10 protein-coding genes are annotated in these 18,207 nt (G+C 69.6%); 5 read left to right on the forward strand and 5 right to left on the reverse strand.

Features of this window, described 5'->3' with window-relative positions:
* Positions 1–72: 72 nt before the first annotated feature.
* On the forward strand, positions 73–2,052 hold the full coding sequence (locus ACO2Q2_RS16015) for a hypothetical protein (protein WP_423257180.1): 1,980 nt from the start codon (positions 73–75) through the stop codon (positions 2,050–2,052).
* Positions 2,053–2,393: 341 nt separating this feature from the next.
* On the opposite strand, the gene ACO2Q2_RS16020 is transcribed toward ACO2Q2_RS16015, so the two are convergent.
* Positions 2,394–2,885: a MarR family winged helix-turn-helix transcriptional regulator gene (locus ACO2Q2_RS16020; RefSeq protein ID WP_423257182.1), complete on the reverse strand. Its 492-nt coding sequence runs from the start codon at positions 2,883–2,885 to the stop codon at positions 2,394–2,396.
* 69 nt (positions 2,886–2,954) lie between these two features.
* A complete protein-coding gene (locus tag ACO2Q2_RS16025; RefSeq protein WP_423257184.1) occupies positions 2,955–4,055 on the reverse strand; it encodes an alkene reductase in 1,101 nt (366 codons plus the stop codon).
* 468 nt (positions 4,056–4,523) lie between these two features.
* Between ACO2Q2_RS16025 and ACO2Q2_RS16030 the strand changes: the two genes are divergently transcribed.
* A complete protein-coding gene (locus ACO2Q2_RS16030; RefSeq protein ID WP_423257186.1) occupies positions 4,524–5,300 on the forward strand; it encodes a GGDEF domain-containing protein in 777 nt (258 codons plus the stop codon).
* Positions 5,297–8,239 carry an EAL domain-containing protein gene (locus ACO2Q2_RS16035; protein ID WP_423257188.1) on the forward strand — a complete coding sequence of 981 codons (2,943 nt, stop codon included), beginning with the start codon at positions 5,297–5,299 and terminating at the stop codon, positions 8,237–8,239. The genes ACO2Q2_RS16030 and ACO2Q2_RS16035 overlap by 4 nt, the downstream gene beginning before the upstream one ends.
* 42 nt (positions 8,240–8,281) lie before the next feature.
* On the opposite strand, the gene ACO2Q2_RS16040 is transcribed toward ACO2Q2_RS16035, so the two are convergent.
* Genes ACO2Q2_RS16040 through ACO2Q2_RS16050 form a run of 3 tightly spaced genes read right to left on the reverse strand, consistent with a single transcriptional unit; the run spans position 8,282 to position 12,464 of the window.
* Positions 8,282–10,540, reverse strand: coding sequence for a molybdopterin cofactor-binding domain-containing protein (locus tag ACO2Q2_RS16040; RefSeq protein ID WP_423257190.1), 2,259 nt, complete (start codon positions 10,538–10,540; stop codon positions 8,282–8,284).
* Positions 10,537–11,073 carry a (2Fe-2S)-binding protein gene (locus ACO2Q2_RS16045; RefSeq protein WP_423257192.1) on the reverse strand — a complete coding sequence of 179 codons (537 nt, stop codon included), beginning with the start codon at positions 11,071–11,073 and terminating at the stop codon, positions 10,537–10,539. Before ACO2Q2_RS16045 ends, ACO2Q2_RS16040 begins: the two co-directional genes overlap by 4 nt.
* A gap of 50 nt (positions 11,074–11,123) precedes the next feature.
* A complete protein-coding gene (locus ACO2Q2_RS16050) occupies positions 11,124–12,464 on the reverse strand; it encodes an APC family permease (RefSeq protein WP_423257194.1) in 1,341 nt (446 codons plus the stop codon).
* Between the two features lie 192 nt (positions 12,465–12,656).
* Here ACO2Q2_RS16050 and ACO2Q2_RS16055 point away from each other — a divergent pair, with 192 nt between their 5' ends.
* Positions 12,657–14,174, forward strand: coding sequence for a fumarate hydratase (locus ACO2Q2_RS16055; RefSeq protein WP_423257196.1), 1,518 nt, complete (start codon positions 12,657–12,659; stop codon positions 14,172–14,174).
* Positions 14,175–15,357: 1,183 nt separating this feature from the next.
* Positions 15,358–17,985 carry a bifunctional aspartate kinase/diaminopimelate decarboxylase gene (locus ACO2Q2_RS16060; protein WP_423257198.1) on the forward strand — a complete coding sequence of 876 codons (2,628 nt, stop codon included), beginning with the start codon at positions 15,358–15,360 and terminating at the stop codon, positions 17,983–17,985.
* The last annotated feature ends 222 nt before the right edge of the window (positions 17,986–18,207 follow it).

Below are 18,207 nucleotides of genomic sequence, written 5' to 3' on the forward strand. Positions count from 1 at the left end.
CGGTAGCGCGCCGCTACACTCGCGCGCATGCCGCTGCCGCCATCGGACCGCCCGGTCCGCCGCCCCGTCGTGATGCTGGAATCGCCCCGCGAGGCGGCCGAGCGGGCGCGCGTCTACCGTCGCGGCACGCGACAAAAGCCGCGCGACCGCGGGCTGCGCGCGGTGGCGCTGATCGGCAGCCTGCTGCTGCACTTAGTCGTGCTGATTGGCGCGGTGCTCGGCCCCGCCTATGTGCCGCCGCCGCTGCCGGAGCACCCCGGCGATGCCCTGCAGGTGCGCCTGATCGAGAAGAAGAAGGACGAGCCGCCCCCGCCGCCGCCGGTGCGTGGCACGCCGCCGAAAGAGCGCGGTCCGGTGCACCGCGGCAGCGCCGCGCGCGTGGCCATGCGCACGGCGTGGGCCGACGCGGCCACACCGGCGCTTCCCGCCGTGCCCGCCGTCGAACCGGTCCCGGTGCCCACGTTGCAGCCGCCGGTGATCGACGTGAGCAGGCGCAGCAGCGTTCCTGCACCGCAGAAGGCCGTGGCCGCGCCGCCCCCGCCACTGAGCTTGCCTGCGCCCGCGCCCACGCCAGAGCTCGCCCCGGTGCCGCTGGCCGCCGCGCCGCCGACCATCACACTGGATACGCCGCCTGCAGCCAAACCGGTGCCGCCGGCGTTCCAGCCGGAGCCGCCGCGCAAGCCGCAGCTCGAAGGCAACCGCCCGATTCCGCCGCCGGCTTCGCTGGCGCTGCCCGAGCTGCCCGCCCAGGCGCCGCCGACATTCGCACCGCCGACCGTGGCGCTGGACCCGCGCGTGCCGCCTGCCGTGGCGCCGGCCAGCGTGGTGCTGGCGCATCCGCAGGTGGCGGCGGCCGCGCCGCCGGTCCCCGAGCTGCAGCCGATGCCCTTGCCCGCGCAGGCCGCGCCGCAGGTCAAGCTGCAGCCGCAGATCAGCGCGCCCGCGCCGATCGTCGTCGCCACCGAGCGGCCGCGGGTGCAGGCACCGGCGATCACCGTGGCCGCGGCCGAGCCGCAGCTGGAGGCCGTGCCGGTCGCGCCGCTGGCGCCGAGCCTGATCGAACAGCCGCGCGCCCCGGCGTCCGCCGCGCCGAAGCTGGACCTGCCCGCGCCGGCGGCGGCGATCGCGGTGGCGCGTCCGGCGATCGCCCCGGCGCCTGCCGCCGAGGCGCCGAAGCCCGCCGCGCCCGCGACGGCACCGGCGGCCAGCGCGGCGCCGGCCATTGAGAAAAGCGCCGCGAACCAGGTGCCCGCCAGCGCGCCAGTTGCCGCCGAAGCGCGCGCCGCCGATCGGCCCAGCGCCGCCGTGGGCGAGCGCGACGCGAGCACCGCGCCCGACGCCACGCCGCAAGGCAGCGACACCGCCACGCCCGGCTCACCCACCGGCAAGGAGCCGTCCACGCCGGTGATCGGCCCGGACGGCAGTCTCGTCTTGCCGGCGCCGGGGCAGGGCACCGGCAGCAGCGAGCCGGCCGGCAGCACCGCGGGCAACGCAGCCACCGGTGCCAGCAGCGGACAGCCCGGCGACTACATCCAGCTCAAGCCGCACGGCGACGTGCAGATCATGGAGCACCGTGCGCCCAACCTCGGCTACAAGCCCACCCGCTTCGAGCAAGACTGGGCGCCCGAAGGCGAAAGCTCGATCGACACCGCGCTGCGCCACGCGGTGGAAAAGACCACGATGAAGCACACCTTCCACCTGCCGCGCGGCGTGCGCATCGAATGCGTGGCGATGCCGCTGTTCCCGATGGCGCTGTTCGGCTGTCACAACCCCGATCCGCCGGCCAAGCCGCTGACGCGGCAGATCTACCAGCGCCTCAACCTGCCGTCGGTCCCGCTCGCGCCGCCCCCGCCCGCACCGGCGGTCAGCGTGGCGAAGCCGGCGGCCGCGCCGATCCTGCTGGACAATTCGGTGCAATGCGCCACCGCCCGCATCGCCGGCGGCCCGCTGCCGCCCGGCTGCGCCGCCACCGGCAACGCCCCGCCGAAACCGTTGGCGACGCCGGCCCGCGCGTCCAGCTCATGGGTGCCGGCGAGCGACCAGTTCCAGTGAAGGGCGGCCGGCTGTCGGGGCTGAAACCCCTCCCACGGTTTCGGCGGGCACCGGCGCATCGTGCAGGGATAGCCCCATCTTCGCGACTCGCTGCGGCTCCTGTGGGAGATGCGGCTAAGGTCCCTCCACCCCGGCAAGCCCTTTCTGACTCGCCGTGAACAAACATACAAGCGGCTTCAGCCGCGACGCCTTTTCACCGGAAGGGCGATGCCGCGGGCCTGCCCCAGGCCGGTGTGCACTGCTCCAGTGCAAGCCGTGTGCGCTCGATGCCGTCGCCCAGCGTGAGTGCGGTGGCGAGACGCAGGTAGCCGTTCTTCTCGCGGTGGTGTCGAGCGCGGCGGTCAGCGTTCGTCCGGCGGCGGCTCGATCGCCTGCAGCAGGGCGTGCAGTTGCTCGCGCAGCGATTCGATATCGTCGGGCGGCAACCCGATCCGGCAACGCATGCCGGCGGGAACTTGCGCCGCGCGACGCTTGAGCGCACGACCCTGCGGCGACAGTGCGATGCGCACGCAGCGCTCGTCGGCCGGGTCGCGGGTGCGGGTGAGCAGGCCGTTGGCTTCCATCCGCTTGAGCAGCGGGGTGAGCGTGCCGGAGTCGAGCATCAGCGCCTGGCCGATCTCGCCCACGGTGCACGTCGAGTGTTCCCACAGCACCAGCAGCACCAGGTATTGCGGATAGGTGAGCCCGAGCGCATCGAGCGCGGAACGCGCCAGCCGGGTGACCCGGTTGCTGGCCGCGTACAGCGCGAAGCACAGCTGGCGCTTGAGGCACAGCGGCGAGGCGTCGTCGCGGGGCGGGGCGGAGGGGGGATGACTGGAACGGGGGCGGCTCATGGCGCGAGGGTGCAGCACGCGCGCGGCGCGGACAAGCCATCCGGTGGCCGGTCCGCGCCGCGCGGCGGATCAGGCCAGCGCCGGGTAGTCGATGTAGCCCCTGGCGCCGCCGCCGTACAGCGTGTCGGCATCGAGCGCGTTCAGCGGCGCGTTCTCGCGCAGCCGGCGCGGCAGGTCCGGGTTGCTGATGAACGGACGGCCAAACGCCACCAGGTCGGCCCTGCCGCGGGCCACGGCGTCGATCGCCATGGCGCGGTCGTAGCCGTTGTTGACGATCCACGCGCCCCTGAACGGCTTGCGCATGGCCGCGTAGTCGAACGGCTGCGGCGCGCGGTCGCCGCCGGTTTCGCCCTCGATCACGTGGATGAAGGCGAGGTTCAACGTGGCCAGGCGCTCGACCGCGCGGTTGAACAGCGCCTGCGGGTTGCTGTCGGCGATGTCGCCGAACGCCGTGAGCGGCGACAGCCGCACGCCGGTGCGGCCGGCGCCGACTTCCCTCGCCACCGCCGCGCAGACCTCGAACAGCAGCCGCGTGCGGTTCTCGATGCCGCCGCCGTAGGCGTCGGTGCGCCGGTTGGACTTGTCGCGCAGGAACTGGTCGATCAGGTAGCCGTTGGCGGCATGCACCTCGACCCCGTCGAAGCCGGCCTCGATGGCGTGACGCGCGGCCTGGCGGTAGCTGTCGACCAGCGCGGGAATCTCCTCAAGCTCCAGCGCGCGCGGCATGGAGACGTCGCTGAAGCCATCGGCGGTGAACACCTTGGCCTCGGCACGGATCGCCGACGGCGCCACCGGCGCCTTGCCGCCGGGCTGCAGCGAGGTGTGCGAGATGCGGCCCACGTGCCACAGCTGCAGCACGATGCGCCCGCCGGCGGCGTGCACGGCGTCGGTGACTTTCTTCCAGCTCTTTACCTGCCCCGGCGAATGGATGCCGGGGGTGGCGATGTAGCCCTGGCCTTCCGGCACCACCTGGGTGGCCTCGGCGATGATCAGCCCGGCGCTGGCGCGCTGGCTGTAGTAGGTGGCCTGCAGGTCGCCCACGGTGTTGCCCTCGCCCGCGCGGTTGCGGGTAAGCGGGGCCATCACGATGCGGTTGGGCAGCTTCAGCTCGCCCACGGTGATCGGTTGGAACAGGACGTCGACGTCGGCCGAAGCGGCGTGATCGGTCATGGAAACTCCTCGGGTGCGCAGGGTGGGGTGGAATGGGGGATGGTTCGAACGGTGCGGGCGGGGCGTGCCGTCTTGCGGTCGACGCCCGCCGGCCACGGTCGGGGATGGGGGCGGCACATCATGTTTCAAGCAATTTTATTGTGTGCAAGATAATGCGGCCGCATCGTGACGGCCGGGCCGCGCCCCGGGTGCTCGTCACCCGACCCGGCAATCCGGCCGAGCCGCGCGACGATATGTTATCGATAACATTTCCTGCCAGGCTGCGCTCGACCAGCAGCCCGGGCTGACTGTGTTGCAGCGGATGAAGCGGCCGGGGCAGGTAGATCCGGTTCGGCCGACGGGAAGGCGGATCGCCCGATTGCCCCGGTGATCCCATTCCACGAGACTGCGCGACATATGCCCACCCCCCCGGTTCCTGCTGCCGCCTCTGCCGCCGCCCTGCCGGTTGCCGGGGTATCGCGTGGCCGCATGACCGATCTGGACGGCTTGCTGGAACGACACAAGCAGGCACTTTGCTGGTCGCTGTCGCTGCTGGTTGGCGTGATCGCACTGCTGGAGCCGTTGACCGCGCATGCGGGTCACAACGCGAGCTGGATGCTGCCCTCCCTGCTGCTGACGCTGGCCTGTTTCCTCAATGCGGCACTGGCGCGCAGCCGCCATGCCAAAGCCGCCGCGCACAGCCTGGTCGTATTGCTGGCCGCCTTCGTGGCGCTCCAGATCGGCCACCACACGGGCATTTCCTGGGCTTTCGTGCTGCCGCCCCTGGTGCTGTTCCTGCATCCGCCGATGCGCGGCCTGATCTATATATCGCTTGCGGTGCTGATCGTGACGGTCGGGTTTTCATTCGGTCACGCGGCTGGCGATTCGGTGCTGAAGGCGGTGGCCGGGCTTTTGACGCGCGAACTGCGTGGTGCGGATATCGGTGCGCGCTTCGGAGGGGACGAATTTGTCGTGCTGCTCCCCGGCGTGAGTGTGGCCGGCGCCGAGGAAGTGGCCCGCCGCCTTCTGAAAAAAGGCATCGCAAGCATGGATCCGCGGCCCCGGGAAGCCTTCGCCGAGGTTACTCTATCGATTGGCCTGGCCGCGTATCCTGCGCACGGCAGACACCTGAACGAGCTGCTGGAAGCCGCGGATGCCGCGCTGCTGCAGGCCAAGGCGCACGGAAAGAACTGCCTGATGAAGGCGGAGGCTCCGGCTTCCTCCGAGACCCCCATGGATGCACCCTCAGTCAGGGAGAGCGCGTGATCCGCGGGCGCTGGCTGGGCAGTCTGCGCGCCCGCGTGCTGGCATTGGCCATGCTGGCGGCGTTGCCGGGTTTCGTGATTGCCTCGATGGATACGGTGGCGTCGTTGCGGCAGGCCGAGGGATCCGCACGCTTGTCGTTGCCCCTTGTGCTGGGCCATGCCCAGCATGTCTATGCCGACGTGACCACGGACGCAGCTGCCGGACTTGCGGTTGCGGCCAGTGACCTGTCAGGGGTCGAGACAACATGCCCCGATTCATTCCATGTGCTGGCGCGGCAGCATCCCGAATACGACAGTATCGGAGTGGTCCGCGATGATGGCGAGACCATTTGCACCCTGCGCCAACCTGGTCGACCTGCCTATTCGATGGATCATGCGCTATTGCGCAATGCAGCCAGGCTTTCCGGGCGGCCGGTGATCACGATGACCGATCCGGGTGCCTCCCCGTTTCCGCGACTGGTGATCGCTGTTGCAAAACCGTTCCCGGGATCCGCGCGGAAATTCATCGCATTCGTTTCAACCGCGTTTCCCTCGCTCGACAAAGTGATCGAAACCGTCGATGTAGCCGCGATTCCCGCGATGAACGAGGCGCGACTGTTTTTCGTCGATTCCGCTGGCGGCCTCACCGAATTGGGACGGGGTGCCCCAGCGCGTGTCGACGACGACATCCGCAAGCTGGTGGCAGGCATGCCGCAACGGCATGCTTCGGCGGCCCCGGGCGTGGTGCATGTCGAGCGGATGGGCGGGCAACTGATCGCATGGCTACCGCTGGGCGAACAAGCCGGGATCGGTTCGTTTGTCATGTCCATCGCCAGTTCGACGCTCTACCAGAGCGCATGGCACACACTGATACGCAACCTGAGCCTGATGGTCGCCGGCCTGATGGCCGTATTGGCCCTGATCTGGTCGCTCGGGCACCGCCTGATTCTGTGGCCCGCGCAGAAACTGCTGACGGCCATGGATGGTCTGGCACGCGGCGACCTGCATGCGCGCACCGGACTGCCCGCAGCCAATCACGAGATCGCCCGGCTCGGCATGGCCTTCGACCGCATGGCGGCGGACATCGAACGGCAGGCCGCCGAGCGGACCCGCCACATCCAGTCGCTGCAGCGCCGGAACCGGTTGCACGCCATGCTGGCGGCTATCAATGCGGCGATCCTCTTACGGCCGAGCGTATCGCTGCTGCTCGAAGAAATTTGCCGCATTGCCTGCGAGGTCGGCCAGTTCACCAGCGCGTGGATCGGCGAGGTCGATGCGCAGGAAAAAATGCTGCGTCCCGTTGGCTGGGCTGGCGCCCGTGCGCAAGCCCAGGCCGGGATGCAGGTGTCCCTCGGCGCCGACGACCCTGCAGGCCGCAGTCCATCGGCCGTTGCGGCCAGCGAGGGGGTGGTTGCGGTGAACAACCGTTGTCCCGCGGATCCGGGGACGGCGCATGGGCACCATTCCAGCCAACCGCTCGGCATGCATTCCGCCGCGGCATTTCCCATCGGGTTCACACCGGATGGACGACGACGCGTATTCACGCTGTGTGTGGACCGTGCGGATTATTTCGAGACCGAAGAAATAGAGTTGCTCGAGCAACTGGCACAGGATGCGGCGTTCGGTCTGCACATGATTGCCACCGAACAGGCGTTGGCGCACAGCCTTACCCACGAGACCACGACCGGATTGCCAAATCACGTGCTGCTTGTGCAGTATCTGGATGATGCAATCCGTCATGCCCGCGCGCACGGCGGGAGTCTGGTGGTGGGCGTGCTGGAGATCGGTTTTCAGCAGTTGGTGAGCCAGTGGGGCGCGCAGCCGGCTGATGCGTTGCTCAAATGGGTGGGCCGACAGATCGAGGCCCAACTGGGAGAGGACGATTTCGCGGGAGTCCTGCCAGGAGCGCGCTTCGGCCTCATCATGGGCAACCTGGATCATATCGACAAGGCGCAGCGGCAGATCGATACCCTGGTCGAGCGCTTGTTGGCAGGACATGGGGAGGGGCGTGACAGGCCTGCTGTGGCCGCCCCCCGGCTTGGCATCGCCGTGTTTCCCGACGATGATCGCGACGCGCAGGCACTGCTCGACAAGGCACAGGCCGTGCTGGCAGTGAGCCATGACACGGACAGCGAGTTTGTGCACTTCTATACACCGGCCATCAGTCTGGGCCTGCAGGAGAACCGCAAGCTCGAACACTGCCTGCGCCACGCGATTGCCGACCACGAACTGGTTCTGCACTACCAGCCGATCATCGAGCTGGCATCGGGTCGACTGCACGGTTTCGAGGCGCTGCTGCGTTGGAACCACCCTGACCTGGGCCAGGTGGCGCCGGATCGTTTCATCGCACTCGCCGAAAGTACCGGCCTGATCCTGCCGATGGGCGATCTGGTGATGAGCACGGCCGCGCAGCAGGCTCTTGCCTGGCAGCGCATGGGGGCCAGCGACCTCGTCATCACGCTGAATGTCTCGGCCATGCAGATGCGCGAGCGGAATTTCGCAGAGCGTGTGGGGCAGTTGCTGACGGGTGCCGTCGAGCAGCTCAGCGCCGTGAAGCTCGCCCTGGAAATAACCGAAAGCCAGTTGATGACCGATGTCGACAGGAGCGCGAGCCTGCTCGCCGAGCTCAAGGCATATGGCCTTGGCATCATTATCGACGATTTTGGCACGGGCTACTCGTCGCTGAGCTATTTGCATCGTCTCCCGGTGGATGCGCTGAAGATCGACCGCACTTTCACCGCCAGCATGGACAGCAGTCGCAAGGCTGCGATGATCGTCGAAGGTATTCTTGCGCTCGCGCGTTCGTTGGCAATCACCACGGTCGCCGAAGGCATCGAGCGCGTCGAGCAGCTCGACTCGATCAGGCGCATGGGCGGCACGTATGTGCAGGGATTCTGGTTCGACCGCGCACTTCCGTGGCAGGTCGCCCAGCAGAAATGGATTTTTCCCAGCCTCGACTGACATCGCCCTTGGATGGCGGTGCCGCGGCGGGGCGCGCTTCAATTACAGCAGGCGCAGCAGTTCCTTCATCAGCGGCAGCCGGCGCACGCGCACTGCGGTGGCGCGGAACACCGCATTGGCCAGCGCCGGCGCGGCGCTGGGCATGGCGAGGAAGCTGGCGCCGGTCGGCGGTCGGTCGTCGTCGGCCACCACGATCACCTCGACCGTGTGCGGCAGCTGCGCCATGGCGGCCAGCGGGAAGGCCTTCCAGTCGTGCTGCTGCACCTGGCCGTCCTTCACCGTGATGGCCAGGTTGAGCGCCTGCGAGAGCGCGTCCAGCGTGGCGCCGGCGAGCTGGCCTTCCAGGCCCTTGGGGTTGATCACGCGACCCACGTCGGCGACGCAGACGACGCGCTCGATGGTCAGCTGCTCGCCCTGCATCGATGCTTCGACGGCGTGTGCCACATAGGCGCCATCGAGATGCCAGCTGGCGATGCCCAGGCCGTTGACGGTGTGCAGCCAGTCGCTCCAGCCGATGCGCCCGGCGGCGAGCCTGAGCACGTTGGCGAGGCGGCCGGTGTCGAGTGTGCCGCCGTCGGGCAGCGGCAGCTGGCGCGCTTCGCCGAGCAGGCGCAGGCGGATGTCCAGCGGGTTTTCGCGCATCACGTGCGCGATCTCGTCGATGAAGCTCTCCGCCGCGAACGCGTTGGCCACGTCGGGCATGCCGCGCATCGGGCCGCGCGGCGTGGCGGACTGCAGGGCATACCAGTCGCTGCGGAAGTTCGGCAGCAGTCCGCCCGGCAGCTGGCCGGCGCTGGCTTCGGACATCCACAGGCGATCGTCCGGCACGCCGCGGCCGACCAGCGTGGGCGCGCTGGCGATGCGCTGGGTCCACGCCAGCACCTTGCGCTTGCGGTCGATCACCGCCTGCATCGCGTGCACGCTGCCGGAGCGGTAGAAGTCGTGGGTGAGGTCGTCCTCGCGCGTCCACAGCAGGCGCACGGGCCTGTCGAGCAGCTTCGCCAGCATCACCGCTTCGGCGACGAAGTCGTGGTCGAGCCGGCGACCGTAGCCGCCGCCCACGCGCGGCACGCGGATGTCGATCTGCGCGGCGGTGAGGCCGGTGAGGCGCTGCACCACGCTCCAGGCGTCCTGCGGCGCCTGGGTGGGGATGAGCAGTTCGGCGCGGTCCTTCTCCAGCCGCACGAAGCAGTTCATCGGCTCGGCGGTGGCGTGCGCCAGCCAGGGCTGCACGTAGGTGGCCTCGATGCGGCGGGCGGCCTTCCTGCCGGCGGCGATGACGTCACCGTCGTCGCGCACGCGCGTGGTCGGCGCGGCGTCGGCGTCCGCCAGCAGCGCGAGCGCCTGCTGTTCGAGCGCGGCGGTGGATTCGCCCGCGGCGGCGCCGGGTTTCCAGGTCACGTCGAGCGCGGCGCGGCCCTGCAGCGCGGCCCAGGTGGTCTCGGCCACCACCGCCACCGCGGCGGAGCGCGGCGTGGTGCCGACCGGCTGGCCCGCTTCGGGCGCCAGTTGCAGCACTTTCAGCACGCCCTTCACGGCGAGCGCCTTGGCGGTGTCGATGCGCTCCAGGCGGCCGTCGGGCCACGGGCAGTGCATCAGCACCGCGACCACCGCATCGTCGGGCGTGTGGTCGATGGCGAAGCGCGCGGCGCCGGTGACCAGCGCCAGCGCGTCGGCGTCGCCCGCGGGCTGGCCGATCAGCGTGTAGCGGTCGGGCGTCTTCAGCGGCACCGGTGCCTTGGGCGGATCGATGCGTGCGGCGGCCTGGGCGAGGCTGCCGTAGTCCAGGCGGCGGCCGTCGCGGCTGATCACGCGGCCGGCCTCGCAGCGCAGCTGGTCGGCCGGCACGCCGAGCTGGCGTGCGGCGGCCTGGGCGAGCAGCCAGCGGGCCAGCGCGCCGGCCTGGCGCAGGTCGTTCCACGCGGCCGGCACCGAGCTGCCGGTGCCGCCGAGCTGGTGGCCGTAGACGAAGCGCGGCTTGCCGTTGGCGTCCGCGGTAGCCGGCCCCAGCCCGATCACCTTGACGCTGGCCCAGTCCGCATCCAGTTCGTCGGCGATGATGCGCGCCAGCGCGGTGGCCGCGCCGGTGCCGGTTTCCGGATCGCGCGCGCCGATCAGCACGCTGCCGTCCGAATCGATGCGCACGTAGGCGCCCAGCCCGTACAGCGTGTCGCCCAGCCAGCCGGCGGGCACCGGCGCGTCGGCGGCATCGACCAGCGGCATGCCCACCACCAGCGCGCCGGTGGCGCCGGCCAGCACCTGCAGGAAGCGGCGGCGCGAGAGCGCGATGCGTCCGCTCATGCCTGCGCTCCATTGGCCGCACCCACGCGCCGGATCGCCTTGCGCACGCGGCTCTGGCAGCCGCAGCGGCACAGGTTGGGCAGGGTGTCGATGTCGGCATCGGTGGGATGCGGGTGGCGGCGCAGCAGGTCGACGCCGGCGATCAGCCAGCCGGCGGTGCAGTAGCCGCAGCCGATCGCGTCCTCGTCGATGAAGGCCTGCTGCAGCGGATGCAGGATGCCGTCGGCGCCGGCCAAGCCCTCCACCGTGGTCACCTGGCGGCCGGCCAGCCTGCTCATCGGCACGGTGATGGCCGACGTCGCCCTGCCGTCGACGAGCACCAGGTCGGCGCCGCCCACGCCTTGCGCGTCGGCGTACTTGGTGCCGGTGAGCTGCAGCACGTCGCGCAGGTACCACAGCAGCGGCATGTCCGGATCGCCGGTGTGGCGGTAGCCCTCGCCGTTGATCTCGAGCGCGATGCCGGCGCGGATTTTCTCCGGGACGATGGTGTTTTCCGGAACGTCCAGATGATCCTGGCCCTGCAACTGCGCCATCTAAAGCACTCCCGTCGGCGAACGCGGCATTTTCGCATCACGCGATGCGATTAGGGGCGCGCGGCACTGAACAAGCGGCGCCAGAGGAAGTACACCGGCGCACCGGCCAGCATGATCAGCACGCCGATGCCGGCGTTCATCGGGTTGCTCAGCATGGTCTCGATCACCACCCAGCCGATCACGCCGATGAAGATGAGCGGCAGCAGCGGATAGCCCGGCACACGGAAGCTGGTGCTGGCGCCGCCATCGTGGCGGCGGTACCAGAACAGCGTGGCCACGCCGATCGCGCAGGCCAGCCAGTCGGCGAAGGTGGCGTAGTCCAGCAACTGGCCGTAGCTGCCCGACAGCACCAGCACGATCGACCACCCCGCCAGCAGCACCAGCGCCAGGTTCGGCGTGCGGTGCACCGGGTGCAGCCGTGCCACCGAGCGGAAGAACAGGCCGTCCTCGCCCATTACCTGCAGCACGCGGGCGCCGGCCACCACAGTGATGTTGCAGAAGCCCAGCGTGGAGATGGCGATACCCAGCGCGATCACCTTGGCGCCCACGGTGCCGAACACGCGCTGCATCACTTCCGCCGCCGGCGCGGTGCTGGCGGCGAGGCCGTCGTGGCCGAGCGCGGCGAGGTAGGCCACGTTGACCAGCGCATAGGCCAGGACCACCCCGAGCATGCCCAGGAACAGCGCGCGCGGCAGGGTGCGCTGCGGCTGGTCCACTTCGCCGGCGAGGTTGTTGAGGTAGGTGAAGCCGGAATAGGCGAACAGCACCGGCAGCGCCGCGCCCATGAAGCCGACGCCGCGGCGCGCCTCGTCCGCGCCGAGTACCGCATGCGCGCCGGCGCCGATGCCGGCCAGGTACAGCCCGCAGGCCACCAGTGCCGCCACCGCCAGCAGCTTGAGCAGGGCGAAGGCGTTCTGGATGGTGGCGCCCAGGCGGATGCCGAACAGGTTGATGCCCGCCACGAAAGCCAGCGCGGCGGCGGCCAGCGGGGTGGCCGCGCGCGGCGGCAGGTCGAACAGTGCCGAGGCGTAGCTGGCGAAGATGGTGGCCACCGCCGCAGTGGAGCCGGAGTAGATCACCAGCAGCATGGTCCAGCCGAACAGGAAGCCGGCCAGCGGCCCGAACGCCTCGCGCAGGTAGACGTAGATGCCGCCCGCGCTGGGCCGGCGCGCGCCGAGCTCCGCGTAGCACAGCGCACCGATCAGGGTGAGCCCGCCGGCGCCCACCCACATCGCCAGCAGCGCCAGCCCCGATTCGGTGCGCTGCGCCGCGATGCCCGGATTGAGGAAGATGCCGCCGCCGATGATGCCGCCGATCACGATCAGCGCCGCATCCAGCGGGCGCAGGGCGCGGGAGTAACCGGGGCGGGGGGCACCGATGGGATCGGACATGGCGGACTCGCGGCGAAATGGACGCCGAAGCATGGCGGGCCACGCGGTGCCCGACAAGCGCCCGCGCCGGCTGCCGGTGGTGCAGCGCGAATGCCGCGGTCGAGCGCGCGGTTTGGTCGGGTCCGGCGGCTGGGGCAAAATGGCGCTCTTGCGCTGCCGGCCTCCTCGGGAGCGCCCGTCCCCGAGCCGCCCATGACCATCATCAAGCAAGCCGACCTGATCCAGTCCGTTGCCGACGCGCTGCAGTACATCAGCTACTACCACCCGGTCGACTACATCACGAATCTCGCCGCCGCCTACGAGCGCGAGGAGTCGCCCGCAGCGAAGGACGCGATGGCGCAGATCCTGATCAACTCGCGCATGGCCGCCGAGGGCCATCGCCCGTTGTGCCAGGACACCGGCATCGTCACGGTGTTTCTCAAGGTCGGCATGGACGTGCGCTGGGAAGGCTTCACCGGCTCGCTGGAGGACGCCGTCAACGAAGGCGTGCGCCGCGCCTACAACGACCCGGACAACAAGCTGCGCGCCAGCGTGCTGGCCGACCCGGCCGGCACGCGCAGCAATACGAAGGACAACACGCCGGCGGTGATCAACGTCTCGATCGTGCCGGGTGACAAGCTCGATGTGATCGTGGCGGCCAAGGGCGGCGGCTCGGAAGCGAAATCCAAGTTCGTCATGCTCAACCCGTCCGACTCCATCGTCGACTGGGTGCTCAAGACCGTGCCGACCATGGGCGCCGGCTGGTGTCCGCCGGGCATGCTCGGCATCGGCATCGGCGGCACCGCCGAGAAGGCCATGCTGCTGGCGAAGGAATCGCTGATGGAGCCCATCGACATCCAGGAGCTGATCGCGCGCGGGCCGGCCAGCCGCATCGAGGAGCTGCGCATCGAGCTGTACGAGAAGGTCAACGCGCTGGGCATCGGCGCGCAGGGCCTGGGCGGCCTCACCACCGTGCTCGACGTGAAGATCAAGGACTATCCGACCCACGCCGCCAACCTGCCGGTGGCGATGATCCCCAACTGCGCCGCCACCCGCCACGCGCACTTCACCCTCGACGGCTCCGGCCCGGTGGCGCTCGATCCGCCCTCGCTGGAGCACTGGCCCCAGCTCACCTACAACCCGACCAATGCGCGCCGGGTGAACCTCGACACCATCACCGCCGACGAGGTCGCCAGCTTCAAGCCGGGCGAAGTGCTGCTGCTCAACGGCAAGCTGCTGACCGGCCGCGATGCCGCGCACAAGCGCATCGTCGATATGCTCGACCAGGGCGAAAAGCTGCCGGTCGACTTCGCCGGCCGCTTCATCTACTACGTCGGCCCGGTCGACCCGGTGCGCGACGAGGTGGTCGGCCCGGCCGGCCCCACCACGGCGACGCGCATGGACAAGTTCACCGAGCAGGTGCTTGGCTCAACCGGCCTGCTCGGCATGGTCGGCAAGGCCGAGCGCGGGCCGGCGGCGATCGAGGCGATCAGGAAGCACCGCTCGGTGTACCTGATGGCGGTGGGCGGCGCGGCGTATCTCGTCTCCAAGGCGATCAAGGCGTCGAAGGTGGTCGGCTTTGCCGATCTCGGCATGGAGGCGATCTACGAGTTCGAGGTGAAGGACATGCCGGTGACGGTGGCGGTCGACTCGGCCGGTACCTCGGTGCACAAGACCGGGCCGCGCGAGTGGCAGGCGCGGATCGGGAAGATTCCGGTCGTTATCGAATAAAAGCTGTGCGCGTAGCGCACGCCATCGCCTCCTCTCCCCGCTGGGGAGAGGATTGAGGTGAGGGGCGGGTGCTCGCGAGAACGCCGCGTCCGGGCGCCGCCTTTGTCTCCTCTCCCCGCTGGGAAGGTCGGGCAACGTGTCTGCCGTATCCCGCATCGTCGTCATTCCCGCGAACGCGGGCTCGCGGAGGCAGGAGCCGGAGCGGACGCCGAAGGCGGTCCGAAGGACGACCGCAGGAGCGGTCGCCATCCACTTTGATCTTGGCTGTTCTTTGTCGGAAACCGATTAACAGCCAAGAGCGGTTTCGTCCTCCTTCGGAGGCCGAGTCACTTTTCTCTGTTTGGCCAGAGAAAAGTAACCAAAAGAGAGGCCACCCCGCTTCCGCGCCTCCCGGGCCGCTGGCCCGGGAGGTACGCGTCCGGGCTGCGGGGTTTGTCGACAGGGCATCCTGCCCTGACGCCAAACTGGCCGGCATCCATGCCGGCCACCCTTCGGGCTGATCCTCCGCCCGGCCGCCGCTGCAGAGGGGAGGGAAGGTCAAAAGCCGCGCGCGCCGCGCGCAAAGGCTCGGCGATCGCTCGCGCGATCACCATCGCCTTTGCGCTGTTGTCCGTGCAGATGCTGTTGCTGAGGCGGTGGCCGCTGTTATTGCTGTTGCAGCCGTTACCGCCGCTACCGCCGCTGCGGTCGCCGTCACCGTTGCCGTTGCCGTGGCTCTGGCTCTGGCGTTGGCTTTGGCCGTTGCCTTTGCTTTTGATCTTCCCCTCCCTTGTGAGGCGGTGAGCCGTGGACGACAGGCCCGCAGGGGCATCGGCAGGGATGCCGATGCCTTTTCGCCAGGGCAGGAGCCCTGTCGAAAAGCCCGGCCGCGGCTCACGGACTTGCCGGGTGCAGCCCGGCAAGCGCCGAGGAGGGTCGCCTTCTCTTTGGTTACTTTCTCTTGGCGACCCAAGAGAAAGTGACTCGGGCGCCGAAGGCGTACGAAACGCCTTTGCACTAACGCCCACAGCTAATGCCCTCGTATCGCCACCGAGTCGCCCTTTTGGTCTTGACGTTGATGCCGAGAAAGGTCATGCGATTTGGTTAATTAGAAGGCTAAACGTCCAAACGCATCCCCCAGTTGCAATCGCATTGCCGCAGCGCAACACTGGCGAACCTTCCACGCCACCAGGCCCGACCACCCGTGACCCCGCCCGCCCAAGCACCGCTCCCCGCGGACGCCCCCTGGATCGTGATGAAGTTCGGCGGCACCTCCGTCGCCACGCTTCCCCGCTGGCAGAACATCCGCGAGCTGGTCGCCAGCCGCCGCGCCGAAGGCGCCCGCGTGCTGGTCGTCGTCTCCGCGCTGACCGGCATCACGGACGCGCTGAAACAGCTGTGCAGCGAGGGCGACCGGGCGAAACGGATGGCGGCGGCCGATGCGATCGCGCAGCGCCACTACGACCTGCTGGCGCACATGCAGCTGGAGACGCCGCCGACGCTGGCCGAACGGCTGCAGGTGCTGGCCGGGCTGGCCGACACCGGCCCGGCCGAGCTGGGCGAGCTGGCCTGGTTGGCGCAGGTGCAGGCGCATGGCGAGCTGATGTCCAGCGCGCTGGGCGCGGCCTTTCTCAGTCATACCGACGTGCCGACCGAATGGGTCGACGCGCGCGAGTGCCTGAGCGCGATCGCACTGCCCAACCAGAACGAGCGCACCCGCTTGCTCTCGGCGATGGTCGATGCGAAACCCGACCCGGCGCTCAACGCGCGCCTGGCCGAGCGCGGCGAGGTGTTCATCACCCAGGGCTTCATCGCCCGCGAGGCCGACGTCGAAGGCAGCCGCCGGCGCACGGTGCTGCTCGGCCGCGGCGGCTCGGACACCTCGGCCTCGTACTTCGGCGCGCTGCTGAAGGCGGCGCGGGTCGAGATCTGGACCGACGTGGCCGGCATGTTCACCGCCAACCCGCGCCAGGTACCGGGTGCGCGCCTGCTGCAGAAGCTGGACTACGAGGAGGCGCAGGAAATCGCCTCCACCGGCGCCAAGGTGCTGCACCCGCGCTGCCTGTCGCCGCTGCGCGAACCGCGCGTGCCGCTGCTGATCAAGGACACCAACCGGCCCGAGCTGGACGGCACGGTGATCGGCCCGGAGGTGCGCGAGCACGCGCCCAGCGTGAAGGCGATCAGCGCGCGCAAGGGCATCACCCTGGTGTCGATGGAGTCGGTCGGCATGTGGCAGCAGGTCGGCTTCCTCGCCGACGTGTTCGCGCAGTTCAAGCAGCACGGGCTGTCGGTGGACCTGATCGGTTCGGCCGAGACCAACGTCACCGTGTCGCTGGACCCGACCGAGAACCTGCTCGACTCCGACGCGGTGGCCGCGCTGGCCGCCGACCTGGCCAAGGTGTGCCGGGTCAAGGTGATCGCGCCGTGCGCGGCGATCACCCTGGTCGGTCGCGGCATGCGCTCGATGCTGCACACGCTGTCCGGCGTGCTGGCCGAGTTCGGCCAGCTGCGCGTGCACCTGATCTCGCAATCGTCGAACAACCTCAACCTGACCTTCGTGGTCGACGAGAGCGTGGTCGACGAGCTGCTGCCGCACCTGCACGAACTGCTGATCGCCGCCGGCGCGCTGCGCACCGACGACAGCGCGCTGTTCGGCCCGAGCTGGCAGGCGCTGTACGGCAGTGGCGAAGCGCCGGTGGCGGCCTCCGCCTGGTGGCGCGAGGCCGAACGCGAGCGCCTGCTGGCGATCGCCGCCGAGGCCACGCCGCGCTACGTCTACCACCTGCCCACGGTGCGCGCGCAGGCACGCGAGCTGAAGACGCTGGCCGCGGTGGACCGCCTGCACTACGCGGTGAAGGCCAACACGCACCCGGCGATCCTGAAGGCGATCGCCGATGAAGGCTTCGGCTTCGAGTGCGTCTCGCCGGGCGAACTCAAGGCGGTGATGGCGGCGGTGCCGGAGAGTGCGCCGCTGCTGTTCACGCCGAACTTCGCGCCGCGCGAGGACTACGCCTGGGCGCTGACCACGCGCGCGACGGTGTCGCTGGACTCGCTCTATCCGCTGGAGCACTGGGGCGATACCTTCCGCGCTCGCGAGATCGTGCTGCGGCTGGATCTGGGCCGTGGCCTGGGTCATCACGAGAAGGTGCGCACCGGCGGCAGCGGCAGCAAGTTCGGCCTGCCGGTGGAGCAGCTCGACGCCTTCCTGCGCCTGGCCGACCGCCACGGCGTCACGGTGCGCGGCCTGCACGCGCACCTGGGCTCGGGCATCCTCGACGCCGGCCACTGGGGCGAGGTTTATGCGCAGCTGGCCAGCCTGGCCGAGCGCATCGGCAGCGTGGCCTTCCTGGACATCGGCGGCGGCCTCGGCGTGCCCTCGCATCCGGGCGAGGCGCGGCTGGACATGGCCGCGCTGGACAAGGTGCTGCGCGAGGTGAAGGCGGCCTATCCGCACTACCAGCTGTGGATGGAGCCGGGCCGCTACCTGGTCGCCGACGCCGGCGTGTTGCTGGCGAAAGTCACCCAGCAGAAGGGCAAGGGGATGCTGCGCTACCTCGGCCTGGACACCGGCATGAACAGCCTGATCCGCCCCGCGCTGTACGACGCTTGGCACGAGATCGTGAACCTCACTCGCCTCGACGAGCCGGCCACCGCGCTGGTGCAGGTGGTCGGCCCGATCTGCGAGAGCGGCGACGTGCTCGGCAGCGACCGCCGGATGCCCGAGGCGAGCGAGGGCGACGTGGTGCTGATTGCCCAGGCCGGCGCGTACGGCAAGGTGATGTCCTCGCCGTACAACCTGCGGGAGGAAGCGGGGGAGGTTGTGCTGGAGTAGATGGCGGGCTTGAGGCGGCGTGTCCCCTCACCCCAGCCCTCTCCCCAAGGGGAGAGGGAGAAGTGCCGAGTCCCCGCTTTGCTCCCTCTCCCCTTGGGGCTGTCTCTTGATCACATTTGGTATTGAAAATACGCTGCAAGCCCTTGATCCTTCATGGTGGCCTCACGCATGTTTCCCACGGACGCGAAAGCTTGGGCGCAGGAAATCTTTGGCGAATGTGAG

Origin of the sequence: Dyella sp. KRB-257 (assembly GCF_049445995.1) — a bacterium.
Taxonomy (GTDB): domain Bacteria; phylum Pseudomonadota; class Gammaproteobacteria; order Xanthomonadales; family Rhodanobacteraceae; genus Dyella_A.

What these genes read in the sequence shown, in the direction of transcription:
- ACO2Q2_RS16015 (WP_423257180.1), top strand. Translation starts at nt 73, where the DNA reads ATGCTGGAATCGCCCCGCGAGGCGGCCGAGCGGGCGCGCGTCTACCGT.
- ACO2Q2_RS16020 (WP_423257182.1), bottom strand. Translation starts at nt 2,885, where the DNA reads ATGAGCCGCCCCCGTTCCAGTCATCCCCCCTCCGCCCCGCCCCGCGAC.
- ACO2Q2_RS16025 (WP_423257184.1), bottom strand. Translation starts at nt 4,055, where the DNA reads ATGACCGATCACGCCGCTTCGGCCGACGTCGACGTCCTGTTCCAACCG.
- ACO2Q2_RS16030 (WP_423257186.1), top strand. Translation starts at nt 4,524, where the DNA reads ATGACCGATCTGGACGGCTTGCTGGAACGACACAAGCAGGCACTTTGC.
- ACO2Q2_RS16040 (WP_423257190.1), bottom strand. Translation starts at nt 10,540, where the DNA reads ATGAGCGGACGCATCGCGCTCTCGCGCCGCCGCTTCCTGCAGGTGCTG.
- ACO2Q2_RS16045 (WP_423257192.1), bottom strand. Translation starts at nt 11,073, where the DNA reads ATGGCGCAGTTGCAGGGCCAGGATCATCTGGACGTTCCGGAAAACACC.
- ACO2Q2_RS16050 (WP_423257194.1), bottom strand. Translation starts at nt 12,464, where the DNA reads ATGTCCGATCCCATCGGTGCCCCCCGCCCCGGTTACTCCCGCGCCCTG.
- ACO2Q2_RS16055 (WP_423257196.1), top strand. Translation starts at nt 12,657, where the DNA reads ATGACCATCATCAAGCAAGCCGACCTGATCCAGTCCGTTGCCGACGCG.